The sequence below is a fragment of the Waltera acetigignens genome (assembly GCF_025567015.1).
GTDB lineage: Bacteria > Bacillota > Clostridia > Lachnospirales > Lachnospiraceae > Acetatifactor > Acetatifactor acetigignens.
The window spans coordinates 17,763-38,222 of record NZ_JAOQJO010000022.1 but is presented as its reverse complement, the minus strand read 5'-3'; the positions used below and the strand labels follow the sequence as shown (position 1 = coordinate 38,222).

Sequence of the window (20,460 nt, the reverse complement as noted above, 5' to 3'; positions counted from 1 at the left end):
ACGAAAGCACCTGATGATTTTCAGGTTACCGAAAGGCACAAGGATTACGGTCTATGAAGAGATTATCCATCACACAATTGATTCCCGGAATGATTGTTGCAGAAGATGTCTACAATCTGGATCATGAACTTCTGATTCCGAAGGGCACGGTTCTCACGGACAAGCTCATCACGAAGCTGGATCTGTACGGTATTCTCACAATCTTCGCCGAAGATGTACTCCCGGCATCGGATCTTTCTGAAACGGAATCCTCCCACTATGAACGGATCAAAAGTTCTCCGGAATTTCATCTGTTTAAAGAAGATTTTGAGAATGAAGTCGAACTTTTCCGGGAAAATATGAATCTGGTCGTTCAGAAGAATACAGCCCTGGATGTGAAAACTCTGCTGAAAAACACACTTTCCATTGTTTCGAATCATTCCGGCAGCATCAGTATTCTGGATATGCTTCAAAATATGCGGGAATACGATGATTCCACCTATACCCACAGTCTGAATGTGGCACTGATCTGTAATATTCTGGCGGGATGGCTGAAGCTTCCGAAAGAAGACGTGGAACTGGCTACTGCCTGCGGTCTGTTCCATGACATCGGCAAAATGCTGATTCCCTATTCCATCATCGCCAAGCCCGGCAGACTGTCCGAGGAAGAGTTTGCCACGGTAAAAAAACATCCTGCTCTGGGATATGAATTACTGCAGTCTCAGGATGTGGACGTGCATGTGAAAAATGCAGCTCTGATGCACCACGAACGTAGTGACGGCAGCGGTTACCCCGCGAAATTAAAAGGGAACCAGATCGATCCTTATGCACGGATGGTAGCCATTGCGGATGTCTACGATGCCATGACGGCAGCCCGCTGTTACAGAGGACCTTTGTGTCCGTTCTGTGTGATTGAAATGTTCGAAACGGAAGGCTTCCAGAAATACGATGTTTCCATTCTGCTTCCTTTCCTGGAAAACGTGGTAAATTCCTGCCTGCAAAACCGTTGTCTGTTGAACGATGGACGAAAAGTCACAATCATTTACATCAATAAGGAAAAATTGTCCCGCCCTGTAGTACAGTACGGCGAGGAATATATCAATCTGGCAGACCAGCCGGATCTGAAAATTGAAAAGCTGTTGTAAGTTATCATTTGAAAATTATTTTTTACGCACAATTTTGTACCTCACATTGTACTATAATACAAAGCACTAAAGCATATATTATGTGCCAGTGGCACATGTTTAGCACGGACCGAAGCAAAGCGGAGAAATGGGCTTGAAAATGCGGAGGTACGGAAAGGTATAGGTATTCTATTTATGTCAGACACAATTCATTTGTATGTAAATATGTCCGGAAATACAATTCCGGGCACTTCTTTTGCCACCATCGGAGAAGCATTGGCTTCCCTGCCGGATGTTCCTGCCTCAGAATCCGGAAAGCAGTTCCCGGCTCCCGTTTCAGAGCTGCCGCCGGTGATCCTGCATATCGGTAAAGGAATTTATCGGGAAAAGCTGGTAATCACCCGTCCGAATATTACTTTTGAGGGTACCGGCGGTGACGAGACGATCCTTGTCTATGGAGATGCTGCCTTCGATCTCATGCCGGAGGGGGATAAGCGAGGTACCTTCCGTACTGCTTCCGTCCGGATCGACACTCATGACTTTACCGCCAGAAACCTGACTTTCCAGAACGATTCCGGCTACGGCCACACCGTAGGGCAGGCACTGGCCGTCTATGTGGACGGTGACCGCAATGCCTTTTATAACTGCCGGTTCTTAGGCAGTCAGGATACGATCTTCGATGCCCCCCTGCCATTAAAAGAGGCTCAGCCCGGCGGATTCAAGGGTCCCGGAGAATTCAAGCCCCGGACCATAGGACGCCATTATTATGAAAATTGCTTTATCCAGGGTGATGTGGATTTCATCTTCGGCAGTGGAATTGCCTGGTTTGAGCATTGCACGATCTTCTCCAAGCTGCCCGGAGACCGGATTCCACCGGAAAGTCCGGAGTCTGAAGTAATCTACGGCTATGTGACTGCTGCCTCCACCCCGCAGGAAGAGCCCTACGGCTACGTGTTCCATGAATGCAAATTAGAGAGCGACTGCCCGCCCAATTCCATCTATCTGGGACGTCCCTGGAGAGAATGGGCAAAGACAGTGTTCCTGCACTGTGAACTGGGTGCACATATCCACCCCGCCGGCTGGCAGGACTGGAAAAAGCCCCACGACCACTTCTACTACGGAGAATACAACTCCTACGGCCCCGGTGCCTCCCCTGCCACCCGCGCCGACTTCTCCCACCAACTGACGGATGCGGAAGCTGCGGAGTATACCGTGGAACGGGTGATGAAGGGTTGGGAGCCACAGACATTCTGAACCTTTGCGTGAAATGCTTTTTCGAGCATTCAAACCGTCCGATGCGGTCCATTGTGAAAGGAGTTCCGACATTTATGTATGGAGAAGAATTGTCTCGTCAACTGGCACTGGATTACTGCTGTAGTCCCGCAGATGTTGCTGATTCGGAGAACCATTTTTCAATTTATGCTCCACAGGAAGGACGCCGCCGCTTTCAGGAGGCTTTGATCCGTGGCTTGAAAATTGCTGTCGTCAATGGGAAATTATTATTTACCGGTTCCGAAGAAATTGTTGCAGAATGTAGAAAGCGTTATGCCGATGTAACCGGTGAATGGTTCTTCGATGCGAAAAGACTTCGGGAAATAGAAGAACTGCTGTTGCCGTTCCACCTCCGTGTTGCGCAGGCGCATCCTTTTTTTCTGCCGGAAGCCGATGTCATGCCTTCCTCTGGCATTCCTTTGCCAGATGCGTCTGATGCTCTCGCCTTCGATTTGATTCGGTATGACCAAAATGCCATTCTGCAGTTCCGGGAAGACAACCGCTTTGATGAGGCATTTGCCTTCGATCCCTATGCCCCGGATGTTCTGGGTATTGCCGCAGCAAAAGACGGACAGATCCTTGGCATGGCCGGTGCCAGTGCCGACAGTCCTCTGTTCTGGCAGATTGGTATCAATGTTGATTCCCATGCTGTCGGAATGCATGTGGGTTCTACTCTGGTAAGACTTCTGGCGCAGGATATCATCGCTCAAGGTGCCGTTCCCTATTACGGCACAAGCATGTCACATATTGCCTCCCAACGGGTTGCCCACAGAGCCGGATTTGCTGTGGCGTGGGCGGAATTGGTTGCGGAGGAAATAAAGTAAATGGAAAGTTAGTTAAATACATTGGCAAAATCCACGAACTCCCGGAGCATGCGATACACATGTCTCGATGTAAGGTCTCCGGATGTGAATTTTCTACGAAAAGTGATGAGTAGTTCTCGTCATGACGGGGCCGCCTACAGTCGACATCCATGTCGACAATCGGCTGACGCGTACATCGTGTCCGCTTTCCCCCTGCCTTTCAGCACTTTTCTAGAAAATATCAACATCCTCCGACAAACATCTTCGACATGGCACCGCATACGCCGGGAGTTCTGCGTTTTGGAAAGCTTTCAAAAAAACCAGTAGCCCCGGCTGGGTATAAGAATAAGCAGTGCCGTAAGCAGACGTCGGTACCATAGCGTCCCAAGGGACGCATTGCGTTCGTATTGTGACCGCTTATGTACCGCTACGCTCTGCGACAGGAGCGCATCGTACTAAAAAAGTACGAGCGTGCCGCGTTTCTTATACCTTGCCAAGGGCCACGGGGATTTGATAGCATTTCTTTACTAACTTTCCAGTTAATTTCCCGGCATTCTCGCTTCGGTAGATTGCCAATTCCCCTTGATTCTTCTATACTGAAATCAAATATCAGTTCGTATGCAACAATCAGGAGGGGCACATGGATAAAACAAAAATAGGGACTTTTATCAGAGAACAGCGGATGGCTCTTGGAATGACGCAGCAACAGCTGGCCGAACAGTTACATATCACGAACAAGGCAATCTCACGTTGGGAAACCGGCAATGCTTACCCCGACATTTCTCTGTTGGACGATCTGGCGGCTGCGCTGTCGGTATCGGTTGAAGAGCTTTGTCGCGGTGAGCGGATTGCCCTGCCCTCTGCTGACACCAATACACTCCTGAGCGATGTCATCACCGAGGTAAGACAACAGAAAAAAGACAGAGCCGCGAAATGGCTTCGCATCCTCTGTCTTAGTATTTTTTCCGTGATCCTTCTTGCGTTTCTCTTCTTTACTGGTGCGTTCTTATTTATACAAAATGAAGCAAATTTAGACGAAGCACTCTTCACCCTGGCTTTGGGTGCCTTTGCCATCGGGCTTATGCTTTTCCGGGACGGGATTCCGATCCTTCTGCTTGCCATCGCTCTACCGCCGTTACTTTGCAGACGCCCCCGGCAGCCGGCGAAGACCATCGTCTGTATTCTGCTGTTGGTTCTGTCCGTCCTCTGGCTGATCTTTGGCGGACACTTTCTCTGGTTCCAGTTATTCTAGCCTTTCCATCGTTTTGCATAATCTTTCCGTCCGCTGACGATGGCAGAATAAGCATCAAAAGAATTTTATTCCTAATTACTTTCCAAACAGTGTACTCAAAATTCCTCTCTTGATGACCTGGGCACCGGTGTTAATCAGCTGACGCTCGATCTGGGCCTGTCTGCGTTCCGCTGCCTTTTCCTTCTTTTTCTGTGCGGCTTCCCATTCCTTCTGCTTCTGCTTTACGGTGGATTCCTGCAGTTTTGCCTGCTGCTTTGCCAGCGCTTCCTTATCTTTTTCCAGCTGTGCCCGCTCTGCTGCCAGCTGCGCCGCTTTCGCCTCATGCTCCATGGCATCTGTCAACACTTCGTAGGCAGAAATATTGTCCACCGCCTCATCGTAGCGTCCCATGCCGTCTCTCGCCATCAGATTCCTGCGCTCCGTCTCATTCACAGGTCCCATAAAGCTCTGGGGGCAGATGATGGAGGTACGCTGGGCAATGCCGGGCACGCCGTTCTCATCCAGAAAGGAAGTCAGTGCCTCACCTACGCCCAGTTCCATGATGACTTCTTCTGCCTTAAAGGCAGGATTGGCCCGCAGGGACTGTGCTGCTGCCCGGACAGCTTTCTGCTCCGCCGGAGTGTACGCCCGGAGGGCATGCTGTACCCGGTTGCTTAACTGTGCCAGCACGGAATCGGGAATATCACTGGGGCTCTGGGTCACGAAATAGATACCCACGCCCTTGGAACGGATCAGCTTTACCACCTGCTCGATCTTCTGCACCAGTATCTTCGGTGCATCAGCAAACAACAGGTGTGCCTCATCGAAGAAAAATACCAGCTTCGGCTTTTCCAGATCTCCCGCCTCGGGAAGCTTCTGGAATAATTCTGACATCATCCATAACAGGAAGCTGGCATACAGTGTGGGATTCTGCACCAGTTTTACGCAGTTCAGCACATTGACAATACCTTTGCCGTACACATCCGTACGCATCCAGTCATAAATATCCAGATCCGGTTCTCCGAAAAAGAGATCTCCGCCCTGATTCTCCAGAGGCAGTAGCGCCCGCAGAATACCGCCCACGGACTGCTTGGAGATACTTCCGTAGGTGGTCAGATAGTCATCCTTGTGTTCTGCCACATAATTCAGCAGAATACGCAGATCCTTTAAGTCGATCAATAAAAGTCCCTTGTCATCCGCGATCCGGAAGACAATATTCAATACACCTTCCTGCGCAGCGGTGAGCCCCAGAATACGAGATAAAAGCTCCGGTCCCATATCGGAGATGGTGGCTCTCACCGGATGGCCGCCCTCCTGATAGATGTCCCAGAAGCAGACCGGATAAGCCTTATAGGAAAAACTGTTGCGGATACCGAATTTATCAATCCTCCTGTCCATGGATTCCGAAGCCACACCGGCTGTGGCAATTCCGGAGACATCCCCCTTCACATCACACAAAAATACCGGCACTCCCGCATCTGAAAAAGATTCTGCCATAGCCTTCATAGTGATCGTCTTGCCGGTGCCGCTGGCTCCTGCGATCAGTCCATGGCGGTTACTCATATTCAGCGGCATATTCACACGCTGACCATCTGCCAGGCCCATATAGATCTGTCCGTCTGTATACATAATTGTCCCTCATCCTCTCTATTTTATCTCTATTTTCCTGCTGTCCTATCCCGTAGGGATATCAATAGAAGATATCTTCTACGACTTTTTGAAACGTTTCTTCCCCGTCATATGCTCCACTTTCAGGCAGAATATCTCCGTCATGGCTACGACTTCCGGTCGGAATACGAAATTCTCCGTTCTGTCAGGATAGTACTGCTTCATCAGAAGATTCAATGCTTTCTGTTTTTCCGCATCCGACAGGATCTCTATAGTTCCCTGACCGATCACGCTCTCGTATTCCATGGTGCACTGGCAGCCATCTTCTTTCTCCGACAGCACCAGTCTGTGGGAGCAATCCATCTCGAAGCTTGCCCTGACATCCTTACGGATCAAGTCATATTTTTTTCCTTCTTTTGCCCCGTGAAAATAGAGTGTCACTCTGCCGTCCGTCTCTTCCATTCCGAAATTCAACGGCAGAAGATACGGATAGCCATCCTCATCATTCAGTGCAAGTCTGCACACATCACACCTCTTCATGACATCTGTCATTTCCGAAAATTCTGTAATCTCACGATCGTTACGACGCATTGTATTCCTCCTGTGCTGCATTTTGTTTTTCTGTCAATATCTGTGCGCCCGACAGGCTTTGCGGCATATAAATGCCGGGTAGGCCATCATTGGAATTTCATATACTCTTTCACAGATATATTTACTATAGCGCATAAACAAGATATAATGCAACTATATCCTTCCGTAAGGAATTTTGAAAGGAGTTTTATTTTGCAAAACAAAGTATCCCATTGTTCTATTTTCCCACCGGATCTCAGTGCTCTGACGCTGCATATCCTCGCTATGGCGTTCATGTTCTGTGATCACCTGTGGGCTACCCTCGCCGGAGATGCCTGGTGGCTGACCGGCATCGGCAGACTGGCATTTCCCATGTTCGCCTTTTTTCTGGTGGAAGGCTTCTTCCATACCCATGATAGGAAAAAATATTGCATGCGCCTGCTTCTTCTGGCCATTCTTTCTGAGCTTCCCATCAATCTGATGTACAGTGGGCTGTTATTCTACCCGTTTCATCAGAACGTGATCTGGACACTGCTCACAGGCTTCCTGTGTATCTGGGCAATAGATACCCTACGGAAAAAATGTCCGGTCTGGCTGTGGATTCCGTCGATCCTGCTGCTATCTGCAGTGGGCTACGTGCTGGCAACCCTCCTCATGTTCGACTATTACGGAGAAGGCGTTCTGACTGTTATCGTATTCTATCTCTTCCATGGGAAAAATTGGTGGCAGCTTGCCGGACAGTTTGCCGGGCTCTACTGGATCAATGTCATGCTGTTGGCAGGAATGCAGATTCCATTACAGCTTTTCGGTCATGCCTTCGAGATTTCAGAACAGGGACTGGCGCTGTTGTGTCTGCCGCTTCTGTGGTGCTACCATGGACGCCAGGGCGCGCATAACCGTAAGATCCAGCTTGCCTGCTATGCCTTTTATCCGGTACACATGCTGGTACTGGGGATTCTGTCAAAGCTGATTTTTAGTTAAAATCATAATGCTGACAGAAAGTCTATTCCCTAAAGTAAAAAACTCCCGATGGAATCATTCCACCGGGAGTTCTATATTTTTACTCTAAATTAGTACTGCTTCACCTGTTCTTCGCCGTTCATGACACGCAGAGCGCCCTGAGCCAGAGCTAACAGCTCGTCCTCACCGGGATATACGGTCACAGGAGCGATCCAGCCGCATCTCTCTTTCAGCTTAGCCACTACATCCTCACCATATGCAATGCCTCCGGTGATAACGATCTGGTCTACCTTGCCGTTCAGCACACAGGCCATAGCACCGATGTCTTTGGCTACCTGTAACAGGAATGCCTGCTTCACCTCCGCTGCCTTGGCATCGCCTTCATTGGCACGCTTGGTAACTTCACGCATATCGTTGGTACCCAGGTAAGAATTCAGTCCGCCCTTGCCGATCAGCTTTGCACTGATCTCCTTCTCGGTATATTTTCCGGAGAAGCACATTTTTACCAGTGCTGCACAAGGCACACCGCCTGCACGCTCCGGAGAGAATGCACCATCACCGTCAAATGCACTGAATACGTCTACAACCTTGCCGTCCTCATGTGCGCCTACGGATACACCGCCGCCCATGTGCACGACTACCAGACGTAAGGACTCATAAGGCTTGCCGGCCTCTTTTGCATATCTCTTGGCAACTGCCTTCTGGTTCAGGGCATGGAAGATGCTTCCTCTGGGGATCTCTTCCAGACCGGAATATCTTGCGATGGGCATCAGCTCATCTACTACAACGGGGTCTACGATGTAAGAGGGAACGCCGATCTCATCACCGATCTCTCTTGCCAGAATACCGCCTAAGTTAGAAGCATGCTGACCCTGTACACCTACTTTTAAATCCTCCAGCAGATCATCGGTTACCGCATAGGTACCACTGGGGATGGGCTTTAACAGACCGCCACGTCCTACGATCACGTTGAAGCTCTTCAGATCGCAGTTCTTCTCTGCCAGCAGATCGGTAATGATCTTCTTACGGAAATCCTTCTGTTCGAAAATAGTATCGTATTTGGAGATCTCCTCGGTAGAATGTCTCAGGGTTTCTTCAAATAATAAGTTCTCATCCTCAAATACACCGATCTTGGTGGAGGTGGAACCGGGGTTGATGATCAGACTCTTGATTGCCATTGTGTGTTTCCTCCTATATTCACTCTTATATTCGCTCTTATGCTTTACCGCTTTGTCCACTACAGCATCTATACCTGCCGACAGCAGTTCTCCCGCAGCTTCCACAGCGACTTCGATCACGATATCCATAGCTTATTTCTGATTCTTTTTCATCTCTTCTGCTACAACTGCAGCCAGTGCCAGGGAGTATACCTTGGTCTCGAAGGTATCGGAACGGCTGGTCAGGACTACGGGTACCTTGGTACCGGTCAGGATGCATCCGTTCTTTACTTTTACCATATGTACGATTGCTTTGTATACCAGGTTGCCGGCATGGATATCCGGGAACAGCAATACATCTGCATCACCCTGGATCTTACGGTCGGTAGCTCCCTTATGCTTGGCTGCCTCGGGATCGATCGCCAGGTCAAGAGACAGCGGGCCGTCTACGATACAGCCGGGGATCTGTCCTTCTTCACACATCTTAGTCAGTTCTGCCGCATCTACGGTAACGGGCATCTTGGGATTTACAACCTCAACTGCTGCTAAAGGTGCTACCTTAGGCTCTGCAACGCCGCAGGCATTACATACCGGAATTGTGTTCTTGATGATCTGAACCTTCTCCTCCAGTGTAGGATAGGTCATGAATGCAACATCGGTCAGGAACAGAAGTCTGTCAATGCCGGGAATCTCAAATACACATACATGAGACAGGGTTCCACCGGTACGAAGGCCTACTTCTTTGTTCAGTACGCTCTTTAAGAAGTTCTTGGAGTCGATCAGGCCCTTCATATACATATCTGCACGGCCGTCATGTGCCAGCTTTACAGCTTTCAGGGAAGCTTCGATCATATCCGGCTCATTGATGATCTCATAATCGGAGAGGTCCATATTCAGTCCGGCTGCAATCTCACGGATCTTTGCCTCATCACCTACCAGGATTGCATCTGCAATGCCCAGTCTCTTGGCCTCATGTACAGCTTCCAGTACTGCACTGTCCTGTGCAACGGAGACTGCGACGGTCTTCTTCCCACACTCTTTTACTTTTGCTACGATGTCATCAAAATTCATTTTCTTCCATTCCTTTCCGCCCCTCGTGGGCTCCAAGTATGAATACATTCCACACATTATTCGCAAAATCGCACGATAAATCGTGCTTTCGCTGCTGCGCAGCTATTTTTGCTCATATGTGCGGCGGTGACTCTATTCGAGTCACCTAAAATCAAGCAAAACTGCTTTTTACATGCAAGCATGACAAAGCAGTCCCGCTTGATTTCATTGTCTTCCGAATAGTCACTCTAATCGTTAAAATAATAACACACTGGAATACAAAAATCAAGCTACTATGACAAATATAGCCACCTCTAAATGAGGTGGCTGATATCTGCCAGGGTCGGTACGCAGGCGTACAGACATTTTTTTAATTTTTCATCTGGCTGTGTCTGATCCGGCACCATCACGACCTTACAGCCGGCGCGGTAAGCACTCATGACTCCGTTGGGAGAATCCTCCACGGCCATGCACTCTTCCGGTGCCAGTCCCAGCTGCTTGCAGGCATAGAGATAAATATCCGGGGACGGCTTACCTTCTGCTACCATAGTGGCCGAAATCAGTTTCTCAAAATACGGCCGAAGTCCTGCCATCGCCAGATATTTTTCCGTCCGCTCCAGATCCGTTGCTGTGGCAACCGCTGCAGTGATATGCCTTTTTTTCAGATCTTCCAGAAGCTCCACGGCACCGGGCTTGCATTTGATGCCATCCCGGTCCAGTGTTTCTTCCATCATCTCTTTTCGTTTGTCACGCACCACATAATAGTCAAAATCTTCACCGTACCAGTCCTTGAGCTGTCTGGGGGCAAAGGGGCGTCCCAGACTGCGCATCGTAAGTGCCTGCTCATCTGTCATGGTATACCCACAGGCTGCCAGTGCCTTCGGCCAGAAAATACGGTAATATTTTTCGGTATCGATCAGCGTACCGTCCATGTCAAATAAAACTGCCTGAATCATTATTATTCCTCTGCGTCAGCCGTCTGTCCGGCATCTTCTGCTGCATCCGTAACATCAGTACCTTCTGCTGGGCTGTCCTTTGAATCACTTTCGTTTGTGCCGCTCTGGTCCTCGTCAGCTTTTCCGGCTTTCCGGTCACGTTTTGCCGCCTTGCGCGTCTTCCGGCGTTTTGCCGCTTTTTTCCCTAACAATACGATCAACAGGATCACGACTGCACCACCGACGATGCAAAGTACGATCAGCAGTGTATGACTGCCCTCGGCCTCTACCGTGCGGAAGCTGCCGGGCACTTCCATGGTAAACTGTCTATAGCTGCCGATCACAGTGGATTCCACTTCCGTGTACTCTCCATCCTGTGCTACCTCTATGACAGTGTTATCCGCATCCTCACAGTAGACACGCAAGGTTGCTTCTCCGGTATAGTCCGGTGCATCCTCTTCCATGGAATTGGTCATGGATACTGTATAAGTATTTCCCTCTACCTGCAGATGCAATGCTGCATTGGGATAGAAGTTGCCTTCTGCCATAACCAGTGCCTTATTGTTATCGTTTTTCTCTGCGGAAGCAATGGATGCGGTCCATTCCTCATACTCTGCTTCCAGCACTTTATTACCGGTAATATCACTGAAATCATAATCCGGCCATACACCGTAATAGCCATCCTTCTCCGGTACTTCCGGAATCTGGTCTGCCGACAGATAATCCCCGTAACCGCATTTATAGGAAGCCACTTCTACACCATCCGCCTGGAAGGTAATGGTAAACTGTGAGAAAGCGTCCGGAACGTCTTTGCTGCAGAATTCCTGGTAGGACAACGGGGTAGCACCGCCCTGATAACCAATGCCGTCTACGCCACCGGCTCCGCCTTCCACATAATAGTTGCCATACAGAGTTCCATCATCACTGACTTTTCCGGCAATGCTGCCCTGGCCTTCGCCGGACATATCCAGATCATTGTACGCATAGCTGTAGAAAATATCACAGCCTTCTCCGGCAATACCTCCGATATTATTTTTACCGGTGATCCTGCCCATGCTGTAACAGCTGCGGATCGCATAGCTGGCAGATCCGGCAATTCCTCCCACATAGCTGCCTCCGGTACTCTCTACGGGTGCATAAGACTCACAGGAAATGACTGCGCCATATTCTGCTTTACCGACCACACCGCCGACATAGTCTTTTTTACCGGTCACGTCTCCAAGGTTGCGGCTGTCTCTGATGACTGCCTTGACCGTCTGCTCCACATCGAAACTCTCCGTTCCGGTTAACGTGATATCGTCCTCAGGGTCAAAATCGTATTCCGTTGCCACCTGTCCAACGATACCGCCCACATTCGTATCGGCTTCCACCGTACCGCGGTTCACACATAAGGTGACCTTTCCCTTCTGGAAGCTGGAAGTATCATAGCGCGCTTCTTCGGTTCCTTCCGGTTCTGCGGTGTCATCCTCCGCATCGGGATCTCCGGGGTTCACCTCTTCCTTGCTGGCGGACTCATCCGAAGTATCTTCTACAGAAATTCCTTCATACCGGAAGAGATCATCCCGGATTTCGCTGACCAGATTCCGCAGAACTCTGGCCTGATCCATCAGCTCATCCATGTGGGCACTGGTGCTGTCTGTCCCGGCTTCCAGTACATCCCCCAACTGACCCAACTGGTCAAAAGCCTTGTCGAGCCTGTCATTCAGTGTATCCAGATTATCTTTGATACCGCCACTGCGATCCGTGAAAGCATTCGTCATGTTATCCAGACGCTTGGTGGCATTCTCTCCGAATTTTTTCAGTGCCGATTTATAGCTCTCCGTATCGTCCGGTACGGTGATGGTAATGTTTCCGCCACTGACGTCATGATCGCCGTCGCCACCCCAGTTACCATTCCAAATATCATTTCCACTGATGGTAACATCATGACTGTTGCCGTTATTCTTGTCATTATCCGCCTGCTTGTTCAGATCGTCATTCAGGACTTTCAGATCGTTGCTGACGCCGTTCAACTCTTGATTGTAAATATACCACAGATCATGAGCGGTCCCGGTCAGAGAACTTCCCGCATTGTTGGCATCCTTCAGGTTCGAACTGATACTCTTGGCAATACTGGATGCCTGTTTGCTATAGCTGCTCACATCTTTCTGGGTGGCATCCAACATATCCAGGAATTTGTCTGTCTCCGTATCCAGTTCCTTCAGCTTGTCACTGAGATACTGGATTTCCAGGAACGGCTCCATCTGACCCACGATACCGCCCACATCTTTTCTGCCCTGCACATATCCGGTGTTGGTGCAGTTCTGCAGATAGCCCTGATGCAGTCTGCCTACGATACCTCCGGTATTGTAGCCTACGTGCTGGTAGCCGATGGCACCGGAATTGGAGCAATAATAAATCTTACCATCCGAAATACCTGCGATACCGCCGGTGTCCGTATGAGCTGCCACATTGGAGGTACTGTTGATCTGCTCCAGATTGTCCATGGTGATATCTTCCAGATCATAAGTCACTTCCGTGCTGTACGTATTGATATTGCCATTGTTGCTGCAGTTATTCAGAATACCGTGGTTGTTGCCCACAATACCGCCTGCGGAATGATTGCCGATCACATTTCCGGAGGATTCACACCGACGGATCTCTCCGCTCTCGGCATTGACTCCGGCAATACCGCCGACATCCGTATCACCGACCACATTTCCGGTAAATTTACAATTTTCAATGCTGCCATAGTTCACACCGACGATACCGCCGACCTGATCCTGACTTCCAGAGGGAGATACTTCCCCCGTGACCGTAAGGTTGCGGACTTTTGCTCCCTCCTGCACATAGCGGAACAATCCCACTGCCGAACCGTCTCCGGTCAGTTTCACATTGGAAATAGTAAAACCGCTGCCGTCAAAGATTCCTGCAAACGTAGGAATACTGAGTTCACCTGTCATGCTCAGAACAATGTCGTTCTGCAGCACTACTTTTTTATCTCTGGACCAACTGTCCAGTACACAGTTCTCCACCAGTTTCCGCAGATCCTCCTCCGTGCTGATCTCTATGACTGCATAATCCTGCTCCTTTATCGTGCTGCTATAACCGCTGCCGCCTCTGTACTGCTCATAGGTCAAAGTTTCTGCTGCATAGGCGGTGGCCGGTGTCTGCAGGATCAATGCTGCTCCCAGCAGGAAACATAATAATCTCTTACTGTTCATCTTCTGTTCCCTCGCTTTCTGCTGTTTTTTCTTTATCCGAAGCTTTCTTATCCGCAGCTTCTGTATCTGCTCCGGTTGCTTTCTGTCCGGCTGTCTCATCCTCCGGCAGCTCCTGGGCTTCCAGTCTGGGATAGTTTTCTTCCGGGGCATCGTCCCGCTCCTCCATCGTCACGGTATCCTTGGGACGCACCACCGCACCCATCTCACCATCAATGACACCGATGAAATCACCCTCCAATACACCATTGACATAACCCTTGATGTGACCGTTCATACGGATTCTTCCGGCGGAGGGCAAAGGCTTTGCCAGATCCCGTTTCAGTGTAAATGCTGTCTTCTGAATAATGATATCTCCGATCAGCAGTGTCTGCGGCAATGCCAGCAGTACCAACAAAATAGATGTCAGAGTACCACGACCAAGAGCCAGTCCGATGGCCGCTACCGCTGCATTGGAAGATACATAGCTGATAATAAATCCCGCAGATACCAGCATGGATCCGCTGGTAACAATGGTAGGGAACGCCTGGTTCAGTGCTTCGATGGCGGCTTCCTTGATCGGCATATAGGTCTTCAGATCCATGTAACGGCTGGTGATAACGATAGCGTAGTCGATCGTTGCACCCATCTGGATCGCAGATACTACCAGATATCCCAGGAAATATACATTTTCATTCAACAGATACGGCAATGAGAAGTTCATCCAGATACTACCCTGAATCGTTACAACCAACAGTACCGGCAGACCGGCGGACTGGAAGGTGAACAGCAGGATGATCATAACGAACAATGCTGTCAGCACCGTGATGATCGTATTATCCGTTGCGAAGGAATCGCCCAGATCCTTATCACTGGTGGCGTTACCGACTAGCAGAATGTCATCTATATTATAGAACTTTGCCACGGTATTACGGATCTGATCCAGTGCTGCTGTGGTCTCTTCTCCCTCATAAGGAACATTCAATTCCAGAACAAATCGGGAATTGTCCTCGCCCAGCAGCTGATCTTTCGCAATACAGATCTGGGAATAAGCATCCGTCAGAGTTTCTTCCAGATCATCGTCCAGTGTGATGTTGCCGCTTTCTTTCTGATCATAAATGAACAGGAACATATCAATAAACGGAACTTCGTATTCACTGACGCCACTGACCAGCGCACCATAATCGCTCTGATCCAGTGCATATGCCGAATACAACATATCCGCCACTTCAATATCCAGATCGATCAGTTCCGCAAACTGTCTGGGATTCAGCTTATCCGTCAGCATATAGCCGTCCATGGCCTCTATATTGCCAAGTCCCTGACAGGATTTCACCACATCCAGCTTTTCCAGAGCTTTCAGTGTCTGTGCCTCTTTTTCATAATCACCGTTCGGCACAATGACCGCCAACTGGTTCACCATACCGAATTCCTTATTTACCATGCTGACGGAAAATTTATTATCACTCATAGTACTGGATTCCAGAGTGTTGGTATCGTACACGTAGTTTGCCTTATTGGACAGGAAAAATGCTATAATAACACCTACGATCAGAATAGGCGGTATAATGTAGCGGGTAGCCACACAAAACTTACCGACTGCTGTGATCTTCGGAACGAAGCTCTTGTGATGGGTGTTGTCGATGGCCTTGGAAAAGGTCAACAACAGTCCGGGCATCAGGAAGAATACGGCTACCATACTGAAAATAATGGATTTTGCCAGAATGATACCCATATCATAACCAATTCTAAACTGCATGAACATCATGGCTACCATACCGGAGATGGTGGTCAGGGAACTGGAGGAAATCTCCGGGATTGCCTTACTCAAAGCAACAATCACAGCCTCTCTGGCATCCTTGTCCTCATGTTCTTCCATAAAACGGTGGGCCAGAATGATGGCATAGTCTACCGCCAGACCTAACTGCAGTACCACCGCGATGGAGTTCGTAACAAAACTGATGGTTCCGAACCAGTAGTTCGTACCTTTGTTCAAAATAGCTGCCACGATAAACGTGGTCAGATAAACCGGGATTTCCGCATAAGTCGTAGAGGTAAATAACAATACGGCTACGATAACCACTGCTGCCAACAACAGAATGACGATCATATCATTATTCAAGTCATCCGCGTCACGCTCTTCCTGACCGATATCGGAAGAATAGTAAACATCATAATCGGACAATGCATCCAATACCTCATCCAGATGCTGCTGTGTAGCTTCCGTGTCTGCTTCCTCATCAAAAGTGACAGACAATAAAGCCTCCATGTCATGATAATGATCCTCGGTGTCATCGAAATCCAACATGCTGACACCGTCCATCTCCTCCACCTGATCTGCCAGTTTCTGTGCCTCGTCAAACGTCACGTTACAGATCAGGATCCGGGCGGAGCCATACGTGGTAAATTCCGAATCCATCAGATCCAGTCCCCTTCTGGTCTCTGTTGTGTCCGGCAAATAAGTGGTCAGATCGTTATTGACCTTGACTCTGTTCATGGATAATACGCAAAATATGCATAAAACAATAAAGATCAGATAAAATCCTTTTCGTTTGTCTACAATGAGCGTGGCAAGTTTCATCATAAAGGAATTATCTTTTTTGTCTTTTTCTGCGTTGTCTGCCATAGTTCCCTCCTGCTTTTTCTCTCTTTGTACCCTTATTTATGTATTTGATTTTATACACCTCTAGTTTAAAATGTTTTTGAACATCTGTAAAGACTTACTACAAAGATGAGAAATTGTATTAATGTCATTTAATGAACTTGTGTTGATTTTCTGCCACATGCAAAATATAATAATGGGGAAGAAAAAGCAAGCTACAGATTTTTTGTGATTGTTTATTTTTAGACATTTTCGCGATGTTCGTCTATTATTTTAGAAAAAATTCAGATTTGTATTACATATAGGAAATGATTTCTTCTTTTCCCGGAAAGGCTGGTGGATTGTCTTATGGAAAAAATGGATCGCCGTGTGCGCAAGACAAGAGCTCTCTTATTACAGGGGCTGGTAAAAATGTTAGAAACCCATGATATTCAGGATATCTCCGTCAAGGAGCTGACTGAACTGGTGGATATCAACCGCGGAACCTTTTATCTGCATTATGATGATATCTACGATATGCTCCATAAAATCGAGGATGAAATGTTCCTGGAATTTAATGAAATCATGGAGCAGAAACCGGTCGTTACCAATTCTCTGGCCTCTCAGGGGCCGTTGTTGGAATTCTTCCATTTTCTGGACCGAAACAGGGATCTGGCCAAGGTCATGATCGGCCCTCATGGGGATCTGGCTTTCGTCAATCGTCTGAAAGATCAGATTGAAAAGCGCACCCTCCAGGTTCTGGAAAGTGCGCAATCCGATGCTAATTATGAATATCTCTGCTCCTTCATCATCACCGGCTGTGTCGGTGTCGTAGAGACCTGGCTGAAAGAATCCGATCCCCAGTCCCCGGAAGAAATGGCAGAGATTCTCGGTACCATGCTCTCACGTCAGCTTAATTTTGCTCCGGGGCCTGCATAGGCTGTGTCGGCTCCGGCATACCAACGCTTAAAGAAGTTACGATCTCACCATCCAGGAAGAAGGATACGGTATCACCTACCTGAAGTTCATCCAGAGTGGCATCTTCTCCGTCAATCGTAATGATCGTATCGTCATTGACTGTGATAGTCATAGTATCTCCGCTGAGAGTTAAGGTCATCTCATCCAGCATGTCTTTCTCTGGTTTCTGACCGTCCGGTGCTTCTCCGTTGGGCGCACTGCCATTGCCATCAGGAGTCTGGCCGTTCGGCTTTTCTCCGCTAGGAGCTTCGCCGGTAGGGGCTTCACCATTGGGAGCGCCACCGTTGCCGTCAGGAGCCTGGCCATCCGGCTTTTCTCCGCTAGGTGCCTCACCAACAGGTGCTTCACCCTCCGGAGCTTCCGGCTTCTCTGCCAGTGCGATGGAGATCACATTGCCGTCAATCGCTGTAATCTGACCGAGATAAGATTCCACCTTCTCTTCACCGCTCTCCGTGTCCTCCGTCGTACTCTCCGGTGCGATCGTCTCCTTCTGTTCTGCTGATTCACTTGCTACGCTCTCCGTACCCGCAGATGTTGTTCCTCCGCATGCCGTAAATCCCGTCATCACCATAGCAGCTGTCAACACTGCACACATTACTTTTGTATTCACCTGGGGTAAATTCCATCTTCTCATATTCTCATTCCTCCTGTTCCATTAAAAATCTTGTGAACATTTCTTTCCCCTTATCTGCCTCTTATAATAAAAGACATCTGCGAAGGAATTGTGAGAAAAATGTGGTGATTCTGTGAACTTTTCAGGCATGACATCCATGTCATGTATGCAGTGTTGACAGTGTCAGATCATGTGTCGATTTTGCTGTTTTGTTGTAAATATTCAAGGAATGCGGTACAGCCTTCCAGAACATCCGCATAAGTTGTCCCAAAATCTCCCGTGTACCATGGATCCGAGATATCCCGTTCCGATCCCGCGTAGGAAAGCAGCTTCGCTACTTTCCCCTCCGGGTCTCCCCCGAATATCCGCAGCATGTTGCGGATATTCGCACCATCCATACCAATCAGATAATCATATTCCGCATAATCCGCTCTCGTCACCTGCCGGGCCCGCTTCCCCTCACAGGAGATCCCATGCCTCGCCAGCTCCGCCTTCGCCGGCGGATACACCGGATTCCCGATGCCGTTCCAGATTTCCTCTGTGCTGGTGGCCGCGGAAGCGATCTGAAAGTGATCGGCAAAATTTGCGTCGGATACCAATTTTTTCATAACAAATTCTGCCATGGGGGAACGACAAATGTTGCCGTGGCAGATGAATAATACTTTTATCATTGTTGCGTTTCTCCTTAATTTGCCCGGAAATTCCCTGTTTTGCGAGGGTTTTCGGGTGTTTTATGTCTTACTCTGAAATGACGGAATATAGTGGCAAATCAGAGCAGAGTTTAGCAAATTATTACTACCTGTTAGTAGTAAATTTAGTAGTAAAAGAGAATTGCTTACTACTAAGGATTATTCATCAATCTTTTTAACAAGATATGATGACAATTCGTTGATTTTTTCTTCTTCATTTTCAAGTATGTATCTCACAACAATATCTACAATATCTTCTCTGTCTTTTCGCATAGATTTAATTTCATTTAACAAGAAACCATAAAATGCCTTTCCGTCTGAATCATCTTTTGTATTTGTCCTAACGTATTCCCGAATAATTTCATTAAGAGGTCTTTTCTGAAACAAATATGTATCAAGCATTACAAACAACTGATTATCAACTTTATCTACCAAATGTGATTTTAAGTACTTTTCAAGACTAGCAATTGGAAGAAAATCAATTTTTATTCCAGAATATTGTTTATGATTTGATATAAATTCCGGTACACTTCCTTTAATATCACGATCTAATACTACCGCCAACTTTGTTCCTCTGTGAAGTAAATTTGAAGAAGTAACATCATACGCCATAGTAATTGTATTTGTCCATCCACCTGTTGGCAATATTTTAATTCTGATGCTACGTGCAATATTTTTACTAACCATTATTTTTTCGATAATTAATTTTGCCAAATCATCTTCCACTAAAACAACCATATCATTTCCATATCCATCGTCCCCATATAAATTTCTTGTTGCATATGCAGGATAACAAGGATTTGTAACTACAATAGAACCATCAAACATCTTTGTAAGGTAATATATATTTTGTGCCTTTATTTCTCTGAGTAATTCAAGCGAATGTGTAGAAAAGAAAATTGACAAGTTAATTTCGTCTGCAACTTCCTTTAAAAATAAAATCAATCTACGTAATGCCGAAGAATGAAGTGCAAGTTCAATTTCATCAAGAAATACTATACAAGGTCTTCCATCATTATGCTCTAATCTCTTTTTTCTAAGTATCTCAAGAGAATTCAATATACTCAGTAAAAGATTTTCACCTGTAGACATTCTTGGCTGACTAACAAACTCACCCTTTGCTGTTTTATAAAAATATGTTGCACGTGACAATCCTTTTTGTTCAGCTGCTGATTTTTTAACTACAAACAACTCCTTATAATAATTCACATTGTTATGAAGAATTAATCCCAAATTATTAACTACAAACTCTCTCGCTGGATAAGTGTCTTTTTCAGTAAATGAATCAAGTAAATTAATCACTGACATTTTTGTATCTTTAAATCTATTTCCAAAAATAATACTTCCCTCATAAAATCCGTTTATTTTCATCTTTTTATCAGAATTCTCTTGTTCCCATTTTTTACCATCATAATGCCAGCTTCGAGTAGCACCATTGATATCAAATTCAATAACCGCGTCCTTAGGTCTTCCAAAATGCTCGTACATTGGCATCGAATAAAACACTGTTGATGCACAAGAAATTAATGTACTTTTTCCAGAACCATTTTCACCTGTAATTGCATATATACCTTTATCTAAAGGAAAAGAAAAGTCAAACTCATTTATTCCTTTTATGTTTTTAATTTTCATAACTAATTCCATCTCAATGCCTCCAATGCAAAAATAGTCTAAAATATATTATACATTCTGAGCCAGTTTTTTTCCACAAAAATAACGCCCCGCCATAAG

Annotated in this window: 16 protein-coding genes; 6 read left to right on the top strand and 10 right to left on the bottom strand. The window is 47.3% G+C overall.

The features are described from left to right. The first annotated feature begins 53 nt into the window (after nucleotides 1–53). From OCV96_RS17135 to OCV96_RS17120, 4 genes are all read left to right on the top strand, one after another. Nucleotides 54–1,124 (top strand): HD-GYP domain-containing protein, encoded by a 1,071-nt coding sequence (locus OCV96_RS17135; protein ID WP_022312111.1) that lies wholly within the window; start codon nucleotides 54–56, stop codon nucleotides 1,122–1,124. 174 nt (nucleotides 1,125–1,298) lie between these two features. Next, on the top strand, nucleotides 1,299–2,357 hold the full coding sequence (locus tag OCV96_RS17130; protein WP_022312112.1) for a pectinesterase family protein: 1,059 nt from the start codon (nucleotides 1,299–1,301) through the stop codon (nucleotides 2,355–2,357). Nucleotides 2,358–2,431: 74 nt separating this feature from the next. Next, nucleotides 2,432–3,199 (top strand): GNAT family N-acetyltransferase, encoded by a 768-nt coding sequence (locus OCV96_RS17125; protein WP_262595031.1) that lies wholly within the window; start codon nucleotides 2,432–2,434, stop codon nucleotides 3,197–3,199. Nucleotides 3,200–3,818: 619 nt separating this feature from the next. Next, entirely contained in the window at nucleotides 3,819–4,430 is a 612-nt protein-coding gene (locus tag OCV96_RS17120; RefSeq protein WP_262595030.1) for a helix-turn-helix domain-containing protein, read from the top strand. A gap of 75 nt (nucleotides 4,431–4,505) precedes the next feature. On the opposite strand, the gene OCV96_RS17115 is transcribed toward OCV96_RS17120, so the two are convergent. Together OCV96_RS17115 and OCV96_RS17110 are read right to left on the bottom strand one after the other, a co-directional pair. After that, entirely contained in the window at nucleotides 4,506–6,038 is a 1,533-nt protein-coding gene (locus OCV96_RS17115; protein ID WP_262595029.1) for a DUF853 domain-containing protein, read from the bottom strand. 78 nt (nucleotides 6,039–6,116) lie between these two features. After that, the gene (locus OCV96_RS17110; protein WP_227064713.1) at nucleotides 6,117–6,608 is read right to left on the bottom strand and encodes a pyridoxamine 5'-phosphate oxidase family protein; all 492 of its coding nucleotides are present in this window, start codon (nucleotides 6,606–6,608) and stop codon (nucleotides 6,117–6,119) included. 192 nt (nucleotides 6,609–6,800) lie between these two features. On the opposite strand from OCV96_RS17110, the gene OCV96_RS17105 reads away from it, so the two are divergent. Further along, entirely contained in the window at nucleotides 6,801–7,568 is a 768-nt protein-coding gene (locus OCV96_RS17105; protein ID WP_227064714.1) for a TraX family protein, read from the top strand. 89 nt (nucleotides 7,569–7,657) lie between these two features. Here the strand turns inward: OCV96_RS17105 and buk are convergent, their stop codons facing one another. From buk to OCV96_RS17080, 5 genes are all read right to left on the bottom strand, one after another. Then, on the bottom strand, nucleotides 7,658–8,725 hold the full coding sequence (gene buk, locus OCV96_RS17100; protein WP_118505623.1) for a butyrate kinase: 1,068 nt from the start codon (nucleotides 8,723–8,725) through the stop codon (nucleotides 7,658–7,660). A gap of 132 nt (nucleotides 8,726–8,857) precedes the next feature. Next, complete coding sequence (ptb, locus tag OCV96_RS17095; RefSeq protein WP_022154277.1) at nucleotides 8,858–9,775, bottom strand: phosphate butyryltransferase; 918 nt, start codon at nucleotides 9,773–9,775, stop codon at nucleotides 8,858–8,860. 293 nt (nucleotides 9,776–10,068) lie between these two features. Next, complete coding sequence (locus OCV96_RS17090; protein WP_227064715.1) at nucleotides 10,069–10,710, bottom strand: HAD family hydrolase; 642 nt, start codon at nucleotides 10,708–10,710, stop codon at nucleotides 10,069–10,071. 2 nt (nucleotides 10,711–10,712) lie between these two features. Then, nucleotides 10,713–13,991, bottom strand: a complete 3,279-nt coding sequence (locus tag OCV96_RS17085) for a GLUG motif-containing protein (protein ID WP_262595028.1) — start codon at nucleotides 13,989–13,991, stop codon at nucleotides 10,713–10,715. Continuing rightward, complete coding sequence (locus OCV96_RS17080; protein ID WP_227064717.1) at nucleotides 13,882–16,494, bottom strand: efflux RND transporter permease subunit; 2,613 nt, start codon at nucleotides 16,492–16,494, stop codon at nucleotides 13,882–13,884. The genes OCV96_RS17085 and OCV96_RS17080 overlap by 110 nt, the downstream gene beginning before the upstream one ends. 324 nt (nucleotides 16,495–16,818) lie before the next feature. On the opposite strand from OCV96_RS17080, the gene OCV96_RS17075 reads away from it, so the two are divergent. Continuing rightward, complete coding sequence (locus tag OCV96_RS17075; protein ID WP_022312205.1) at nucleotides 16,819–17,388, top strand: TetR/AcrR family transcriptional regulator; 570 nt, start codon at nucleotides 16,819–16,821, stop codon at nucleotides 17,386–17,388. On the opposite strand, the gene OCV96_RS17070 is transcribed toward OCV96_RS17075, so the two are convergent. The 3 genes from OCV96_RS17070 to OCV96_RS17060 all read right to left on the bottom strand — a co-directional run bounded on the left by OCV96_RS17070 (nucleotide 17,363) and on the right by OCV96_RS17060 (nucleotide 20,373). Next, nucleotides 17,363–18,061, bottom strand: coding sequence for an ICP22 family protein (locus OCV96_RS17070; protein ID WP_262595027.1), 699 nt, complete (start codon nucleotides 18,059–18,061; stop codon nucleotides 17,363–17,365). The two genes, OCV96_RS17075 and OCV96_RS17070, sit on opposite strands and share 26 nt — an antisense overlap. Before the next feature lie 167 nt (nucleotides 18,062–18,228). Next, complete coding sequence (locus OCV96_RS17065; RefSeq protein ID WP_262595026.1) at nucleotides 18,229–18,711, bottom strand: low molecular weight protein-tyrosine-phosphatase; 483 nt, start codon at nucleotides 18,709–18,711, stop codon at nucleotides 18,229–18,231. A 177-nt stretch (nucleotides 18,712–18,888) separates the two neighbouring features. Next, nucleotides 18,889–20,373, bottom strand: coding sequence for an ATP-dependent nuclease (locus OCV96_RS17060; RefSeq protein ID WP_262595025.1), 1,485 nt, complete (start codon nucleotides 20,371–20,373; stop codon nucleotides 18,889–18,891). Nucleotides 20,374–20,460: the final 87 nt, after the last annotated feature.